The organism is Streptomyces sp. NPDC004031 (assembly GCF_053604375.1).
In genome coordinates this window covers 1-16305 of the sequence record NZ_JBSGHL010000057.1, presented here as the reverse complement: position 1 = coordinate 16305, position 16305 = coordinate 1, and the positions used below count along the sequence as shown (strand labels likewise).

18 protein-coding genes are annotated in these 16305 nt (G+C 75.4%); 9 read left to right on the top strand and 9 right to left on the bottom strand.

All coding sequences use genetic code 11. The annotated features are described in order from the left end of the window. The first annotated feature begins 292 nt into the window (after window positions 1–292). The 5 genes from ACWERV_RS29045 (at window position 293) to ACWERV_RS29025 (ending at window position 5769) form a co-directional block, all read left to right on the top strand. Window positions 293–1795, top strand: coding sequence for a lipid II flippase MurJ (locus ACWERV_RS29045; protein WP_452938577.1), 1503 nt, complete (start codon window positions 293–295; stop codon window positions 1793–1795). Next, the gene (locus tag ACWERV_RS29040) at window positions 1785–2540 is read left to right on the top strand and encodes a polysaccharide deacetylase family protein (protein ID WP_452938574.1); all 756 of its coding nucleotides are present in this window, start codon (window positions 1785–1787) and stop codon (window positions 2538–2540) included. The genes ACWERV_RS29045 and ACWERV_RS29040 overlap by 11 nt, the downstream gene beginning before the upstream one ends. Window positions 2541–2744: 204 nt before the next feature. Beyond that, entirely contained in the window at window positions 2745–3893 is a 1149-nt protein-coding gene (locus ACWERV_RS29035; protein WP_452938572.1) for a glycosyltransferase, read from the top strand. Continuing rightward, window positions 3890–4549 carry a lipopolysaccharide biosynthesis protein gene (locus ACWERV_RS29030; protein WP_452938569.1) on the top strand — a complete coding sequence of 220 codons (660 nt, stop codon included), beginning with the start codon at window positions 3890–3892 and terminating at the stop codon, window positions 4547–4549. The genes ACWERV_RS29035 and ACWERV_RS29030 overlap by 4 nt, the downstream gene beginning before the upstream one ends. After that, entirely contained in the window at window positions 4546–5769 is a 1224-nt protein-coding gene (locus ACWERV_RS29025; RefSeq protein WP_452938566.1) for a GNAT family N-acetyltransferase, read from the top strand. The genes ACWERV_RS29030 and ACWERV_RS29025 overlap by 4 nt, the downstream gene beginning before the upstream one ends. 25 nt (window positions 5770–5794) lie before the next feature. Here ACWERV_RS29025 and ACWERV_RS29020 read toward each other — a convergent pair whose 3' ends face one another. Beyond that, window positions 5795–7102 carry a glycosyl hydrolase family 26 gene (locus ACWERV_RS29020; protein ID WP_452938563.1) on the bottom strand — a complete coding sequence of 436 codons (1308 nt, stop codon included), beginning with the start codon at window positions 7100–7102 and terminating at the stop codon, window positions 5795–5797. 484 nt (window positions 7103–7586) lie between these two features. Between ACWERV_RS29020 and ACWERV_RS29015 the strand changes: the two genes are divergently transcribed. Further along, window positions 7587–8063 (top strand): tyrosinase family oxidase copper chaperone, encoded by a 477-nt coding sequence (locus ACWERV_RS29015; protein WP_398175554.1) that lies wholly within the window; start codon window positions 7587–7589, stop codon window positions 8061–8063. 32 nt (window positions 8064–8095) lie between these two features. Next, a complete protein-coding gene (locus ACWERV_RS29010; RefSeq protein ID WP_452938560.1) occupies window positions 8096–8962 on the top strand; it encodes a tyrosinase family protein in 867 nt (288 codons plus the stop codon). Between the two features lie 87 nt (window positions 8963–9049). On the opposite strand, the gene ACWERV_RS29005 is transcribed toward ACWERV_RS29010, so the two are convergent. Next, a complete protein-coding gene (locus ACWERV_RS29005) occupies window positions 9050–9370 on the bottom strand; it encodes a chaplin (protein ID WP_452938557.1) in 321 nt (106 codons plus the stop codon). Window positions 9371–9553: 183 nt separating this feature from the next. On the opposite strand from ACWERV_RS29005, the gene ACWERV_RS29000 reads away from it, so the two are divergent. Continuing rightward, window positions 9554–10057, top strand: a complete 504-nt coding sequence (locus ACWERV_RS29000; protein ID WP_452938554.1) for a DUF5949 family protein — start codon at window positions 9554–9556, stop codon at window positions 10055–10057. Window positions 10058–10225: 168 nt separating this feature from the next. Here ACWERV_RS29000 and ACWERV_RS28995 read toward each other — a convergent pair whose 3' ends face one another. The 4 genes from ACWERV_RS28995 to ACWERV_RS28980 are packed head-to-tail and all read right to left on the bottom strand — an operon-like array spanning window position 10226 to window position 11782. Next, on the bottom strand, window positions 10226–10498 hold the full coding sequence (locus tag ACWERV_RS28995; RefSeq protein ID WP_452938552.1) for a hypothetical protein: 273 nt from the start codon (window positions 10496–10498) through the stop codon (window positions 10226–10228). A 41-nt stretch (window positions 10499–10539) separates the two neighbouring features. Next, window positions 10540–10914: a fluoride efflux transporter CrcB gene (gene crcB / locus ACWERV_RS28990; protein ID WP_452938549.1), complete on the bottom strand. Its 375-nt coding sequence runs from the start codon at window positions 10912–10914 to the stop codon at window positions 10540–10542. Next, window positions 10911–11318, bottom strand: coding sequence for a DUF190 domain-containing protein (locus ACWERV_RS28985; RefSeq protein WP_452938546.1), 408 nt, complete (start codon window positions 11316–11318; stop codon window positions 10911–10913). Before ACWERV_RS28985 ends, crcB begins: the two co-directional genes overlap by 4 nt. Continuing rightward, window positions 11315–11782, bottom strand: a complete 468-nt coding sequence (locus tag ACWERV_RS28980; protein WP_452938543.1) for a FluC/FEX family fluoride channel — start codon at window positions 11780–11782, stop codon at window positions 11315–11317. Before ACWERV_RS28980 ends, ACWERV_RS28985 begins: the two co-directional genes overlap by 4 nt. 280 nt (window positions 11783–12062) lie before the next feature. Here ACWERV_RS28980 and ACWERV_RS28975 point away from each other — a divergent pair, with 280 nt between their 5' ends. After that, entirely contained in the window at window positions 12063–13100 is a 1038-nt protein-coding gene (locus ACWERV_RS28975) for a hypothetical protein (RefSeq protein WP_452938540.1), read from the top strand. Between the two features lie 7 nt (window positions 13101–13107). Here ACWERV_RS28975 and ACWERV_RS28970 read toward each other — a convergent pair whose 3' ends face one another. Genes ACWERV_RS28970 through ACWERV_RS28960 form a run of 3 tightly spaced genes read right to left on the bottom strand, consistent with a single transcriptional unit; the run spans window position 13108 to window position 15937 of the window. Beyond that, window positions 13108–13716 (bottom strand): hypothetical protein, encoded by a 609-nt coding sequence (locus ACWERV_RS28970; protein ID WP_452938537.1) that lies wholly within the window; start codon window positions 13714–13716, stop codon window positions 13108–13110. A gap of 12 nt (window positions 13717–13728) precedes the next feature. Further along, window positions 13729–14226 carry a DnaJ family domain-containing protein gene (locus ACWERV_RS28965; RefSeq protein ID WP_452938534.1) on the bottom strand — a complete coding sequence of 166 codons (498 nt, stop codon included), beginning with the start codon at window positions 14224–14226 and terminating at the stop codon, window positions 13729–13731. 37 nt (window positions 14227–14263) lie between these two features. Further along, on the bottom strand, window positions 14264–15937 hold the full coding sequence (locus tag ACWERV_RS28960; RefSeq protein ID WP_452938532.1) for a SpoIIE family protein phosphatase: 1674 nt from the start codon (window positions 15935–15937) through the stop codon (window positions 14264–14266). Between the last annotated feature and the right edge of the window lie 368 nt (window positions 15938–16305).

Here is a 16305-nt window from a genome sequence, read left to right as displayed (position 1 = left end):
GATGGCTCCTGGTTCGCGGGAGCCTGCGGGGAAGGCATCGCCCGGAGTGCGGGGAGACGGTGTGTCGGGCTGGGGCGGTTCGGGGGCGGCGCAAGCGGATGCGTCCGGGCCGCCGCGCGCCCCGCTGGGTGCTGGTTCGCCGGAGTCTGCGAGGAAGACGTCGCCCGGAGTGCGGGGTGACCATGCGTCGGGCGGTGGTGGTCCGGGGGCAGCGGACGCGTCCGGGTCGTTGTTCGTCCCGCGGGGTGCCGGGGGGCCGGGAGCGGGGCCCCCGGGCGGCGGGCGGGGGTTCGTGGCGCGGGCTGCGGGGCTCACCGCGGGGCTCAGTGTGGGCGGGTCGGTGCTCGGGCTGGTGCGGGACCAGGCTGTCGCGCGGTACTTCGGGGCGGGGGCGGGCAGTGACGCCTTCCTCGTCGCCTGGACCGTGCCGGAACTGGCCGCGACCGTGCTCATCGAGGACGCGATGGCGCTGCTGCTCGTGCCCGCCTTCAGCGCGGCGATCGCCAGGGGCGGCACGTCTGTGCTCATCCGCGGCACATTGCCGCGGCTCGCCGCGCTGCTCGCCGCCGTCACGGCCGGACTCTGCGCCGCGGCGCCGCTCGTCGTCCGTGTCCTGGCCCCGGGGCTGCCCGATCCGGCGCTCGCCGCCGCGTGCACCCGGCTGACCGCCACCACCGTGCTCGCCTTCGGCCTGGCGGGCTACCTCAGTGCCGCGCTGCGCGCCCACCACCGCTTCCTGCCGCCCGCGGCGATCTACGTGGCCTACAACGTGGGCATCGTCGCGACCCTGCTGGCGCTCCACCGCCCGTTCGGCGTCCGGGCCGCGGCGCTGGGGGTCGCGGTGGGCGGGGCGCTGATGGTGCTGGTGCAGCTGCCGCCGTTCCTGCGGGTGGTGCGGCAGGGGCGTGCGGGGGCCGAGGCCCGGAGGCCGTACCGCAGCGTGCGGGGCAAGGGTGGCGGCGGGCTCGCGGTGGGGCTGGTCGTGCCGGTGGTCGTCTTCGCGGTGAGCCGGCAGGCGCAGGTGCTCGTCGAGCGGTACTTCGCGGCCGGGCTGCCCGCCGGGGCCATCTCGCACCTGAACTACGCGCAGAAGGTCGCGCAACTGCCGATGACGCTCTCGCTCATGGTCTGCACCGTGACCTTCCCCGTCGTGGCCCGCGCGCTCGCCGCCGGGGACCGGGAGGCGGCGCGGCGGCGCGTGGAGCGCGACCTCGCGCTCGCCTGCGTCGTCGTCCTGCTCGGTACGGCGTACGTCGTGGCGTGCGCGCCGCAGATCGTCGGAGCGCTCTTCCAGCGCGGCGCGTTCGGCGCCGCGGACACCGCCGCGACCGCGGCCGTCATGCGCGTCTACGCGCTCGGGCTGCTCGGCCAGAGCCTCGTCGGCGCGCTCGTCCGCCCGTACTTCTCCGCGGCGCGGGCCACATGGTTCCCCGTCGCGGCGATGGCCGCGGGTCTCGCCGTCACGCTCGGCGCGGACGCGGCAGCCGTGGGGGCCTGGGGCGCGTACGGGATCGCCGCGGGGAATGCCGCGGGGATCAGCGTGACCGCCGTGCTGCTGCTGCGCGGGCTGCCCGCGCGGGCGGTGCCCGTCCGGGTGGGCCCGCTCGCGGCGGTCGTGGCCCGGTACGCGCTCGCCGCCGCCGTGGCCGCGGGCGCCGGGTGGTGCACCGCGCGGCTGCTGCCCGGACCGGCCGTGGCCGGTGCGGGGGTCTGCTGCCTGACCGTTCCGCTCGCTTTCGCCGCCGCGGCCGCCGCGGTCGGCGCGCCCCTGAGGAGCCTGAGCCATGCCGTCTGACGCCGCAGCACCGGCACCGTGGGTGCTGATGTACCACTCCGTCGCCGAGGGCGGCGCCGACCCCTACCACGTCACCGTGAGTCCGCGGCGGCTCGCCGCGCACCTCGGCTGGCTGCGGCGGGCCGGGCTCACCGGCGTCGGCGTCGGCGAACTGCTGCGCGCCCGCGCGGAGGGCCGCGGGCGGGGCCTGGTCGGGCTCACCTTCGACGACGGCTACGCGGACTTCCTCACCGGCGCGGTGCCGCTGCTGCGGGCGTACGGGCACCGGGCCACCGTCTTCGTGCTGCCCGGCCGGCTCGGCGGCGACAATGCGTGGGACGCGCAGGGGCCGCGCCGGGCGCTGCTGGACGCCGACGGGATCCGCGCCGCCGTGCGAGCCGGGATGGAGGTCGGCTCGCACGGGCTGCTCCACCGCGACCTCACCGCGTGCGAGGACGCCGACCTCGCCGCCGAGGCCGCCACGAGCAGGCGGATGCTCACACCGCTCACGGGGGAGGCCCCCGCAGGCTTCTGCTACCCGTACGGGGCCGTCGACGCGCGGGCGGTGGCGGCGGTGCGGGCCGCCGGGTACGCGTACGCGTGCGCGGTGACGCCGCCCGCGGGGCTCGCCGCCTGGCCGTACGCCCTGCCGCGCGCCTACGTCGGTGAACGCGACCACGCCGGGCGGCTGCTGGCGAAGGGCCTCCTCCACCGCCTGCCCGCGGCCCGCTCCGTGCTCCGCCGGGGGGTGGGGTCCGGTGCGTAGGCCCCGCGGGGTGCGGGGAAGGGGGCCCGGCTTCGCGCCTGGGGCGGCTGCGGAGGGGGTGCCGCTTGCTGCGGCGTGGCGATGTGCCGGTCCGTTCCGGCCGGGCGCGTGGTTCTCCGCGCCCCTGACGCGCCCGGCAGGGCACGCGCCTGCTCCCGCCGAGGCGCACCGCGGGCCTGCGGGCCTCCCGGCGGGGGTACGGGGATGAAGGTGCTGCATGTCATCACCGGGCTCGGGGTGGGCGGGGCCGAGCAGCAGCTCAGGCTGCTGGTGCGGCACATGACGGCGGAGGGCGTGGAGGCGGAGGTCGTCGCGCTGACGAACGCCGGGGCCGTGGCCGAGGGGATCAGGGCGGACGGGGTCCGGGTCACGGACCTGGGGATGCGGGGCAACCGCGATCTCGCCGCGCTGCCGCGGCTGACGCGGCTGATCCGGGCGGGCGGCTTCGACCTCGTCCACACACATCTGTACCGGGCGTGCGTGTACGGGCGGATCGCCGCACGTCTGGCGGGGGTACGGGCGGTGGTGGCGACCGAGCACTCGCTGGGGGACTCGCAGATCGAGGGACGTCCGCTGAGCGCGGGCACGCGGGCGCTGTACCGCGTGACGGAACGTCTGGGCGCCGGGACGGTCGCCGTGTCCGCGACGGTCGGGGAGCGGCTGCGCGCCTGGGGCGTGCCGGAGCAGCGCATCCATGTCGTACCCAACGGCATCAACCCGGAGCGCTTCCGCTTCGACCCCGCCGTGCGGGAGGCGGCCCGCCGGGCGCTCGGCCTGGACCGGGCGGCCTACGTCGTCGCGGGGGTGGGCCGCCTTGTGCCGGGCAAGCGGTTCGACCTGCTGGTACGGGCGGTGGCCGCGGTCCCGGGCACGTATCTGCTGCTGGCGGGGACGGGGCCGGAGCGCTCCCGGGTGCTGCGGCTCGCCGCGGAGGCGGGGGCCGCGGACCGGGTCAGGATCGTCGGCGGCACCGGGGACGGGCGCGGGGACAGCTCCGGGGACGGGGACGTGCCCGGCGTGCTGGCCGCCGCCGACCTCTTCGTGTCGCCGAGCGCGGAGGAGGCCTTCGGGCTCGCGGCGGTGGAGGCGCTCGCGGCGGGGCTGCCGGTGCTGTACGCGGCCTGCCCGGCGATCGAGGACCTGCCCCCGCAGGACGCGCCCGGCGCGAGCCGCACGGGCGGCTCGGCGGAGGAGATCGCCGCGGCGATCGGACGGCAGCGCCGGGCGGGGCCGGTGCGGCTGGCCGTGCCCGCGGCGGTCGCGCACTACCACATCGCCAACACCGCGGACCGGGTCCTGGCGTTGTACGCCGTGGCGCTCGGGTCCGCCCGGAAGAAAGCAGCTCCTGTATGAGGGCACTCGCACTCCCGAGGTCGGCGCGGTGGGCCGCGCTGCCGCTGGGCGTCGGATTCGGCATGCTCGCGGGTCTGGGCTGGGGCATTGCCGCGACCCCGCAATACGCCGCGACCAGCTATGTGATGGTCGTGTCGCAGCACGCCGACGCGCCGACCGCGCTGGGGTTCGCGCAGGCGTACGGCCGGGTGGTGACCGGCACCGCCGTGCTCGCGGGCGCGCAGGCCGAGGCCGGTACGCCCGCGCAGCGGCTGCGCGGGCACATCGACTCCCAGACCTCCCCCGACGCGCCGATGATCTCGGTGACCGGTACCGCGTCGAGCGGGGCGGCGGCGGCGCGTTACGCCAACGCGGTGGCCAAGTCCCTTGCCGCGACCGGCAACCGGGACACCGCCGGGACGGGCGTGAGCCTGCTGCTCTTCGCCCCGGCCGCCGCGCCCACTGCGCCGTCCTCGCCGTCCGCGGGCCTGTCGGCGGCGGTCGGCGGGAGTGCGGGCGGCCTGCTGGGCGCCCTCGCGCTGCTGGTCCGCCCGGCCCCGCGCCGCACCCCGGCACCGGCAGGCCCCGCGCCCGCCGAGCCCGCAGCGTCGGTCGGCCCCGCCGAAGGAGCCGCTCCCGTCCCCGCGCCCGCGCCGTCCGTCCGGGAAACCGCGTGACCGCCGAGGTGTCGCCATCCGCTTCTCCGCAGGCCGCGCCCGCCGTTGCAGCGGAGGCCGGGGCGCCGCTCGTGGTCAGCGTGTGCCGGGAGAGCGCGGAGTTCGCGCGGCTCGCGGGGGAGTGGGGCGAGCTGTGGGGGCGGTGCCCCGGGGTGACGGGGTTCCAGGGGCACGGGTGGCTGCACTCGTGGTGGCTGGCCTACGGGCGGCGCCACGACCGGCTGCGGGTCGTGCTGGTGCGCAGCGCGGGGGTGCTGGTGGGAGCGGCGCCGCTGATGCGGACGTACCGGCCGGAGCCGGTCGTGGTGGCGCTCGGCGGGGGGATCACGGACTACATGGACGTGCTGGTCGCCGCGGACGGTGCGGCCGGAACGGCACCGGACGCGGTGGCCCGCGCGCTCGCCGGGGGGATCCGCGCGGTGGCGCGCGGGGCGGTCGTCGACCTGCGGGAAGTGCGGCCGGGGTCGGCGGCCTTCGCGGTGTACGACGCGTGGCACGGCCCGAAGCGGCGTACCGCCGGGTCGGTGTGCCTGGAGCTCCCGGGGCTGCCGATGGACGAGTTGATCGCACGCGTGGGCAGCTCGCGCGGGCAGCGCATCCGCGCGAACCTGCGCAGGCTGGACGCCGCGGGGGTCACCGTGCGCGAGGCCGCGCCGCACGAGGTGCCGGACGCCGTGGCGGGCATGCTGCGGCTGCACCGGGTGCAGTGGCAGGGCCGCGGGGTGACGCCGGAGCACCTGCGGCCGCGTTTCGCCGCGCACCTGACACGCGCGGCGACAGCGATGGTGGCGGCGGGTGAGGCGGCGGTCGCCGAATTCCACCTCGGCGGCCGTGTCGTGGCCGCGAACCTCACCGTGCTCTCCCCCACCCTGGCCGGCGGCTACCTCTACGGCGCCGACCCGGCGCTGCGCGGCACCAAGGTCGATGTCACGACGCTGCTGATGCGGCACGGCGTGCGACACGCGGCGGGCGCGGGACGGCCGGTGCTGAGCCTGCTGCGGGGCGCCGAGCCGCACAAATTCCACTGGCGGCCCGAACACGTCGGCAACGAGCGGCTGATGCTCGCGAGCCGCCCGCTCGGCCCCGCGCTGCACGCCCGCTACGCGCTCGCCGTCGCCCGCAGGCGGCTGGCCCGCGCGGCGGCCGCCCGACTGCCCGCCCTGCGCACCTGGCGGGCCCGCCTGCACGGTCTGCTCGCCCGCCTCCGCCCCCGGACCTGACCCCACCGGGCCCGCCCGCGGCTCCTCACCCCCGCGCCGCCCCGGACGGGCTCGGCACGGCAGCGGCGCCCGGCACCTTCGACGGAGACGCGGCCGACGGAGACACGGTCGGCGATCCGGACGGCCCCGCGGCCTTACCCGGCGGTGTCGAAGCCGTCGCCCGCGCAGGCGTACCCGGCGTACCCGGCGTGCCCGACGCGTCCGGCACCGGCCCAGGCGTGCCCGCCCCCGCCCCCGTACCCGGCGACGGCGAGGACGTACCGCTCGCGGGCGCGGGCGTTGGCGTGGGCGTGGGCGCGGACAGCAGTTCCCGGAAGACCTTCGAGGACTGCGGGTTGGCCGTGCACTGCCACACACCGTGCGGGCAGTAGTCGGTGATGGTCTGGTAGAGCGCGTGGTGGTCGCTCATCCACCGCAGCATCTGTTCGACGTACGAGGTGTCGTCGCCGTTCTGGAACAGGCCCCACTCCGGGTAGGAGACGGCCTTGCCGTGCTGCGCCGCGAAGTCCACCTGGGCCTGGAGGCCGTACGGCTCGCTGACCTGGTGGTCGAAGGTCTCGCCGGGCGGCTGGTCGTAGGAGTCCATGCCGATGACGTCCACGGTGTCGTCACCGGGGTAGCACTCCGTCCACGGGACGGCGTCCGTGCCGCGGCTGGGCGCGAAGTCGAAGCGGAACTTCTGGCCGGGCACCGCGCGCATCGCCGCGACGATCCGCCGCCAGTACGCCCGCCAGCCCTGTGGGTCGGGGCCGCAGCGGTGGGCGTAGGTCGTCCCGTTCATCTCCCAGCCGAGGACGATCACCGTGTCCGGCACGCCCAGTTCGACCAGATGCTCGGCGAGGAGGGCGAAGTGCGGGTCGAAGGCGCCGTTCGCGCCCTGCCGCAGCAGGCTGCGGACCTGGGCGTCCGAGGTGCGCTCCTCGTTGCCCGCCTGCATCGGCACGTTGAGCACGAACATCCGGTCGGCGGCGGCCCGCCGCCAGTCGGCCCAGGGCTGGAGCAGTTCCTGGGGGCCCTCGATGTCGTCCCATGTGCCGCCGGGCAGGTAGGTGTGGCCGACCCGGACCGGGGTGCCGCCGAGCCATTTCTGCAGGCCCGCCAGATTCGCGACGCCCTCGGCGCCGGAGTCGGTGAAGGCCCCAAGGTAGGGGAAGGACAGGGTCGCGGACCGGCCGGTCGCGCGGGCCCGCGCGGAGCCGCCCCCGCCCCCGTCCCCGTCCCCACTTCCGCCCGCGGCCGCTGAGCCGAACGCGCCCGCCGCCAGGCCCGCCAGCAGCGTCGCCGTGGCGACTCCCGCCCCCGCTCCCGTGATCCACCGGTGCCGGTCGGCCATGGTCCGTCACTCCTCGCTCGTCGGAAACGACGGGATGAGTGTTCCCCTTCCGGCAAGTCATAACGTATGACCGATAATCCGATGTCGCGGAGTAGCCCAAACGCGCGGTCAGTTCCGTGGTCCGCATTTCCCCTCGCCCCCTGGCAGTGATTTCCGACGTATCGTCAATATGCCCATGGCATACGCGTGCGAATCCGGCCGCCGCATCACTCGCCCGGATGAACTTCCGGCCCGCATAAACCGATAATCCGCAATTCTGCGCCGCCGTGTCTGCATGATGGCCCGGCAGCCGACCGGTCACGAACGGACGGAGAGCGCATGAGTTCGGACGCCACCGGACACCACCGGATGAGACCGGATGAGACCGGTCGAGACCGGACGAGACCGGACGCCACCGCACAAGACCCGATGGGCCCCGAGGGAACCCGACGAGACCCGATGAGACCCGATGAGACCCGATGAGAACGGACGAGAGGAGTCGGTCGTGAGCGAGTCCGACGCAGCACGGGAAGGCCGCCGGAAACCCGCCCGCACCGCCGTCACCCGCCGACGGGTGATCACGTCCGGCGTGACGTCCGCCGCCGCCGTGGCGGGCACCGTCGCCGCGCTGCGGCCGATGCTGACGGCCGGTCAGCCGACGGGCCCGGCCGGAGCGGTCGCGGTCGGCGGCCCCGCGGGCACCGACGGCAGCGGCGGCGACATCGAGGTGCGGCCCGCGCTCTTCGACGAGGTCTACCGCGGCCGCCGGATCCGGGGTGTCGCCGACACCGGCGAGGACGGCGTGGCCGTCACCGTCGACGGGGAGGCGCTGCCGCTCATGCGCCGGGTCGACGGCAGCTGGATCAGCACCGCCAACCACTACCAGCCCTACACGACGCCGCTGGCCACCGCGCGGGCGGCGGTCGACGTCATCGGCCGGGCGAAGCTGTCCGCGGCCTTCGCGCAGCTGCACCACCACTGACCCGCGTACCACCACCGATCGGGGCGCCACCGGTGAACACCCGCAAGAACCAGCGCAATCTGACCAGCACTCAGCGCACCCGCTTCGTCGAGGCCGTCCTCGAGCTCAAGCGGTCCGGCCGCTACGAGAAGTACGTCCGCACGCACGCGCAGTACTTCGCCTCGGACGGCGAGAGCGGTCTGCGGGTGGCGCACATGGCACCGACGTTCTTCCCCTGGCACCGGCAGTTCGTGCTGTACTTCGAGCGCGACCTCCAGCTGATCGACCCGACCGTCACCGTGCCCTACTGGGACTGGACGGTCGACGACAAGGAGACGTCCGCGCTGTGGTCGGCGGACTTCATGGGCGGCAACGGGCGCGACAGCGACGGCCAGGTGATGACCGGCCCGTTCGCGTACAGCGGGGGCAGGTGGCCGATCACCTTCGGGGTGACCGACGAGAAGTACCTCACGCGCAACATGGGGCGCCCCGACCGGCCGATCGCGCTGCCCACCAAGGCCGAGCTGGACGGGGCGCTCGCGCTCGGCACCTACGACACCGCGCCGTGGAACTCGGCGCCCGGCACGCAGGGTTTCCGCAACAAGATCGAGGGCTGGACGGTCAGCGAGACCAAGGGCGGCTACCTGCACAACCGGGTGCACCAGTGGGTCGGCGGTCACATGATCGGCGCGGCCTCGCCCAACGACCCGGTCTTCTGGCTGCACCACGCCTTCATCGACCTCATCTGGGTGCGCTGGCAGCGGCAGCACCCGAAGTCCGGCTATCTGCCGGTGAAGCCGCTGGCCGGGGACGACCCGGAGAGCGGCCGGGTGATCAGCGCCGACGAGCCGATGCCGCCGTGGAACGTGAAGCCGTCGGAGATGTTCGACCACCGGCCGTACTACCGGTACGAGGAGTAGCCGCGGCCCCTGCGGCAGGACGCGAAACGGCCTCCCTGCGCCGTGCGGTGCGGGGAGGCCCGTTCGTGCGTACGGGGAGCGCGCGGTCTACCAGTTGTCGTCGTCGCCCGGGGTGGGCTCGCCGATGGGGGTGGGGTTGGTGACGGGGGTCGGGACGGCCGTGCCCGAAGAGGTGTTGGCGCACTGGTTGCCGAACGCCGGGTTCAGCAGGCCGATCACGTTGATGGTGTTGCCGCACAGGTTGACCGGCACGTGGACCGGCACCTGGACGAGGTTGCCGGACAGCACGCCCGGGGAATTGACCGCGGCGCCCGCGGCGCCGGCGTCGGCGGCGGCAATCCCCGCGCCGGCGGCCAGAACGGCGCCCGCGGCGGCGGTGACGGCCGCGGCCTTTGCGATACGCGACATCGAGATCTCCCTGACTGAGATGAAAGAGCGGCCGCAATACGCTGCGGCTTTGACGCAGTGGGCAACGGGAACGGATCAGCAATAGTCACGCAGGTTGAGCTGAACCGGTGATTCGTTATCGGATTACGCCGTTGGAGTGACAAGCGCCCCGGTCCGGCGCCCCCGGCCGTTAGGGTCCGGCCCATGAGCCAGACCACTTCCGCGTCCGACGCGTCATTGCTGAGCCGGCTGGGCACCTTCATGGTGATCCCGTGGTCCGGAGAGAATCACCAGGACGGCCGCGACATGGCCTTTCTGATGGCCTACACCCTCGGTGACGGGGTCGAGGGCCCCGCCGGCTCGGAGGCGGCCGCGCTCGCCGTCGCGGAGGAGGCGGGGCTGCCGGTCGGCGGCGCGATCCTCGACGTGGCGCAGACGCCCAGGGCGCCCGTCAAGCTGCTGGTCGAGGGTGGCAAGGCGGTCCTGACGATGCCCCACCTGCACGTCGCGAGCGCGGTGCCGGAGGAGTGGACGGCCGCGGCGCGCGGCCGCGGCACGGTGTACGTGATCCTCGCCAGCCGCCCCTGGCCGCAGGCCGTGCCGGGCCGCCAGGTCACCGAGGACGACCTCAAGGCCTTCCTCGCCGACGAGACGGCGCTGACGACCGCCGCCCACTGCTTCGTCCCGGTCGGCTCGCTCACGTCCTGACGCGCCGCCCCGTCCTGCCGCGCACGCCACAAGGCCACCGGTCGTCCGTACGACGACCGGTGGCACCGGGACGGGGACGGCCCGCGGCACCCCCGGGACGGGAACGGCCCGCGGGCCCCGGCCGGGAGGGGGCCGGTGCGCCGCGGGCCGGGCGAGGGGCGGGCGCCGCTAGTTGACCAGCTCGTTGCCCGCGTTGACGGCGTCCGTGCCGGCCTGGACGGCCTTCTTCACGGCGCCCACCTTCTTGGCCACGCCGGACTGCGCGACCAGCCCTCCGGCGGCCTGCTGGCCCACCGTCTGGGCGGTGACGGCGGTGCCGCTGAGGGTGCTGCCGAGGTCGGCGGCCTGGGCCGACGCGGTGGAGGCGGCGGTCGCGGACGTGGCTGCGGCGAGCAGGACCGAGCCTGCCGCCGCCTTGCTGAGGAATCGGCGTACGTTCATGGTCCGTCCAACGACCCACCGCCCCCCGAGGGCACGCCGCCTCACCCCCACACGCGGGTGCCGAGCGTCACCCCGGCGAAGGCCATGGCCAGCCCGACGGCCACGCTGAGCAGCGCGTTCCCCGCCGCGTACGCCTTGGCGCCGCCCTCGGCCAGCCGCAGCGTCTCGTAGGAGAAGGTCGAGTACGTCGTGAGCGCCCCGCACAGCCCCGTGCCGAGCAGCAGCTGCACGTGCGAGGAGGCGGCGCCCACCGCCGCGGCGCCGGTCAGGGTGCCGAGGACGAGGCAGCCGCACATGTTGACGACGAAGGTGCCCCACGGGAAGACCGAGTCGTGCCGGGACTGCACCGCCCGGTCGGTGAGGTAGCGCACGGGGGCGCCGACCGCCGCGCCCGCGACGACGAGCAGCCAGTTCACGCCGTCGCGTTCCCCGGCCGGGCGCTGTGCCGGACGACCTCGCACGCGTCCAGCACGACCATGCCCTTCTCCACCAGGCCGTCCAGCTCGGGGAGGAAGGCCCGTACGCGCTCCTCGGTGTCGACGACGATCACCGCCACCGGCAGGTCCTCGCTGAGCGACAGCAGCCGCGAGGTGTGGATCAGGGAGGACGCGCCGAAGCCCTCGATGCCGTGGAAGACGCTCGCGCCCGCCAGGCCCGCGCGGCGGGCGCGGTGCACGATCTCGGTGTAGACGGGCTTGTGGTGCCACCGGTCGCTCTCGCCGAGCAGGACGGTCAGCCGCAGCGCGGCGCCGGACAGCCGCCGCTCCCCGTCCGCCGCTGCGCCGCCGGGGCCGGTGCCGGAATTCGTGTCAGGGGTCACGGATGCCATCGTGCCCGCAGGGCCAGCACTCCGCGGGTCGCCCACGCCGAGGCCCACACCGCGCCGAGCGCGGCGGCCAGGGTCGCGGCGGTGTACGCGGCCGCCGTCGCCGCCTGGTGCGCGTCGACGAGCCGCCGGGACTCCACGGCGTACGTCGAGAAGGTGGTGTAGCCGCCCAGCACACCTGTGCCGAAGAACGGCCGGACCAGCCGGTGCGCGGCCCAGACCTCGGTGATGACCACCATGAACGCGCCGATGACCGCGCAGCCCGTGACGTTCACCCCGAAGGTCGTCCACGGGAAGGTGCCCGCGCGCTGCGGCCACAGCAGCGCGGCGCCGTACCGCGCGCACGCGCCCGCCGCGCCGCCGGCCGCGACGACGCCCACCACGGGCCACTGGTCGTGCATCAGACCGGGCACCCCGCGCCGTACCGGAGACGGGTGGGGCGGCTGCGGCTGCTGCATGCGCGGGCGTCCTCTCGTGCCGTGCCGGGCCCCGGTGGTCAGCGTAGTGCGCGGCCGCTCCGCACCACGGGCGCGAAACCGCGGAACGGCTCGCGGCGCGTTCGGGGAGCGGCCGGTGCGACGGCCCGGAAGGGCGCCCGGCCGCGGTCGGCGACACCGTTGCACGCACGTGACAACGGGCGCACAGGGCAGGGACGTTGTGCCTGCCAGGATGACCGCAGCGCCGCCGCGGCAACGCGATCGGCGTACGACCACATCATGTCCATGGGGGAATACAGCCATGTCCGTACGTTCCAGAAACCGCCGCGCCGCCGCCGTCGCCGTCGTCGCGAGCGTCACCGCGGGGCTCGGCCTCGTCCTCACCGGCTGCGGCCCGGAGGACGCCACCGGCACCGACGACCCGAACCCGTCCGCCACCAGCACCGCCACCGGCACCGGCGACGGCGGCTCCACCGAGCCCTCCCAGGGCTCGGACGGCAAGGTGCAGCCCGCCAAGCTCAACGGCACCGCCAAGAACGGCCTGACCATCAGCAACGGCTCGCGCTTCGTCGTCATGAACGGCACCCGCGTCGACTTCGGCACCGTCGTCCGCGACCTCGCCTGGTCGCCCGACGGCACGAAGGCCGCCTTCGTGGACGGCGACGGCGACCTCGTCGTCAGCGCCCCCGACGGCAGCAACCGCACGATCGTCGCCAAGAACCCCGGCAACGAGAACTGGTCGCACCCCACCTGGCAGGTGCGTGCCGCGGACACCACCAACCAGCTCCCGAAGCTGAACAACATCTTCTTCGCGGGCCGCAAGGGCGGGGTCTCCCGCCTCTACGGTGTCGCCGCCACCGCGCACAACGGCACCCCGCACGTCCTCAGCCTGGGCAACGAGTCCGGCGAGAACGTCAAGCCGCTGCCGCAGACCGGCAACGTCTGGCCCAACGCCGCCGGCAAGTTCGGCGCGGCCGTCTACGCCAACGCCGACGACGGCAAGGTCTACGTCCGCGACGACTACCTGCGGCAGCAGGGCGCCGCGATCGCCCCCGGCTCGGAGCCCGCGCCCGCCCCCGGCGACGACGAGGGCTTCGTCTTCGTGCGCTCGGTCGGCGGCCACGACCACCTCTTCCGCGAGACGCCCGGGGACAACGGTCCGGTCTTCAAGGACCTGACCCCGAACGCCACGACCGACTACACCGAGCCGGCCTTCTCGCCCGACGGAAAGACCGTCGCGGCCCGCACCCCCGCGGGCATCGTGACGCTTCCGGCCGACGGCTCGGCCGCGCCCGTCAAGGTGTCCGACTACACCGGGCTGCCCGCGTACCGCGCGTGACGCCCGCTCAGCCGTCCACCCCGCCGGAGACCTCGGCGGCCCTGGCCGCCAGTTCGGCCCGCAACTCGTCCAGATGCGTGTCGGACACCTCGTGCGGCAGGAACTCCACGATGTCGAGGAAGCGGAAGACCACCTTCGACGGCGTGATCGCGAACTCGTAGTCGGCGAACCCGACCACCGCACCCGTCGCACCCCGCACCGCGCCCCTGACCACATGGTCCGTCATGTCGTCGGGGGAGTCGGCGCCCGTACGGCGGCGGGCGTTGGGCCGGGCCAGGTAGGGGCAGACCATCGAGGCGTACAGCATGCACGCCCGGTGCCCGGGGCCCTCCAGCGTCGGCGCCATGTTCCGGTACGGCCGCCCGGCCGCGAACGCCTCACCCATCGCCGCGCACTCCGACGCGCCCACCACCCGCCACACCGGGCCGCGCGCCATCAGCCGGTCGCACACCGAGCACAGCCGCTCCCGCGCGCACCTCGCGCTGCGCTCGTAGTCGGTGAGCGCGAACTGCGGCTGGTCGCCCTCCCACGGAGTGATCGCCGGGACCGGATAGCCCCGGGAGTCCCGCGGACGGGCATCGACGGCGGGCGGCACGGGGACGGATTCGAAGCGCACCGCCCCTCTCTATCAGGCCGGACGCGTCCGGCGGAACAGCCGCCGGAAACCCTTCGCGGGGACCTCCCGCGGCTCCGCCTCCGGCTCCGCGGACTCCGGCTTCGGTTCCGGCTCCGGGTGCGCCGCGCGCCAGTCGGCGGCGACCTGCTCGACGTCGAAGAACCCGCGCATCAGCGGCGGACCCTGCGGCGGGCGCCGTAGCGCCTCCCGCAGCTCCTCGTTGACCGCCTCCACGATCCGCCGCGCCACCGCCTCCGTAGGCGCGGCCGCGGCCGCCGCCTCCGCGTCCTCCGCCCGCTTGCGCAGCACCAGCGACGGCGGCAGCGCGGACAGCCCCTCGGCCTGCATCTTGCGCCGCACCCACCACATCGGGTCGTACGGCTCGTCCAGCGACGGCAGCGGCTTGCCCGCGCCGTCCAGACCCGCGAAATCCCCGCGCCGCTCGGCGTCCTGGATCTGCTTGTCGGCCCACGTCTCCCAGGAGACCCCGGGCGGCTTGCGTTCCGTCATCGCGCACTCCTCCCCGTGCGTCGCCGCTGCCCCCAGGCTAGCCCGGTGCCGCTCCGAGCGGCCGTGCGCGGGCCGCGAGCACCGCCACGTCGTCCTCGGCGGCCTCCGGGGCCAGGTGCTGCACGACGCGGGCCAGCAGGGTGTCCAGGGGGCCCGCGGCGTGCGGCAGCACCATGCCGGCCAGGCGGGCGAGGGAGGCGTCGATGTCCTCGCCGCGGCGCTCGACCAGGCCGTCCGTGTAGAGCAGCAGGGTGTCGCCCGCGGGCCAGCGCACGTACACCCCCTCGTACGTACCGCCCAGGTCCGCGCCCAGCGGCGGCCCCGGCGGCACCTCCAGCAGCCGCACCCGGCCGCGCGGATCGACGAGCGCGGGCGGCAGGTGGCCGGCGTTGGCGAAGCGGCAGCAGCCGTGCTCCGGGTCGGCCAGCGCCAGCAGGCATGTCGCCGGGCGCTCGGTGCCCGCCGCCGTGAGCAGCGCGTCCATCCGGCCCAGGATGACGTCCGGCGGATCGCCGTTGCCCGCGACGACCCGCAGCAGCGAGCGGTAGTGGCTCATCTCCACCGCCGCCTCCACACCGTGGCCCATCACGTCCCCCATGGCCAGCAGCGTGACACCGCCGGGCAGCGCGAACGTGTCGTACCAGTCGCCGCCCACCAGATCCGACGCGCCCGACGGCAGATAGCGCGTCGCGACGTCCAGCTGCGGCTGCGCGCCCCCGCCCGGCGTGGCCAGCAGCGCACGCTGCAGCTCCACCGCGATGCCGTGCTCGCGGCTGTAGCGGCGCGCGTTGTCCATGCTGATCGCCGCGCGGTCGGCCAGCGCGACCGCCACCGTCACGTCCTCCTCGCCGAACGCCGGCGACGACCCCGCCCGCACCAGCGTCACCGTCCCCAGCTGCGCTCCGCGCGCCGCCAGCGGCACCACCAGCGCGGAGTGGATGCCCGCCGCGCGGTACGCCGACACCCGGCCGGTGTTCGGCGCGGACCGGCCCATCTCCGCGTCGCCCGGCACGTTGTACGCGAGCGGGCGCCCGGCGCCCAGACAGCGCGGGACGGCCGAACCCGGCTGGTAGTCCACGTGCTCGCCGGGCACCCCGAACTGCTGCACCGCCTCCCGCAGCCCCGGCACCGACGCGAGCGCCGCGCGGCGCAGCCGCAGCGTGCCCGTCGCGGGCGGACGGCGGCCGTCCGTGCCGCTCATCGCCAGCAGCTCCACCGTCGCGACGTCCGCGATCACCTCCACGAGCAGATCGCACAGCTCCTGGCAGGTGCGGTCCACCTCCAGCGTCCGGCCGATCCGCACCGCCGCGGTGTCCATGAGCTGCAGCCGCTCCCGGGCCCGCTCCAGCTCCGCGCGCGCCTCGCGGTCGTCGCTCACCTCCAGCAGCACCACGCCCAGGCCGTGCACACGGCCCTGCGGGTCCTCCAGCCGGTGGTAGCTGCCACGCCACACCCGCAGCCGGTGCGGGGACTCCGCGTGGGTCTGCCCGCTCGACACCAGCTCCCGGGTACGGCCGTCCGCCAGCACCTGGCGCAACGTCCCGAGCCCCGCGTCCACACCCGGCACGACCTCCGCGATCGTACGGCCCAGGTGCGCCTCGGCCGCCACGCCGTTCAGGCGGGCCATCGCCGGGTTGACGTAGACGAAGCGCAGATCCGTGTCCAGCACGGCCACGCCCGCCGCGGTGCCCTCCAGGAGGGCAGCACGCACCCACTCCCCGCCCGGAACACCCGCTCCGGGCGGGGAGACGTCCTCCGGAGCGCCCGCTCCGCCTGCCCTCCCGCCCACCCGCACCTCCACCCGTCCGCCGACCCTGCCCTCCAGCGTGCGCTTCCCTCCGGGGGTGAGCGAGTTTTTGCCCCGCCGGGCGAGCCGTTCTCCGCCCCCACCGGCGGGACGGCCGCTTCTCCTGCCCGGGAGGGGGACGGTGCGGGGTGCCCCCGCAGGAATGCGCATCGACTCCGTCGAGGGTGCGGATGAGGCCGTACGCGCATTCCGAGGAGGTGCCCCGTGGCGGCACCCGACCCACCCACGCACCGGGTGCGCGATGCCCCGCCGGGCACCCCCAGGGGCGCGGG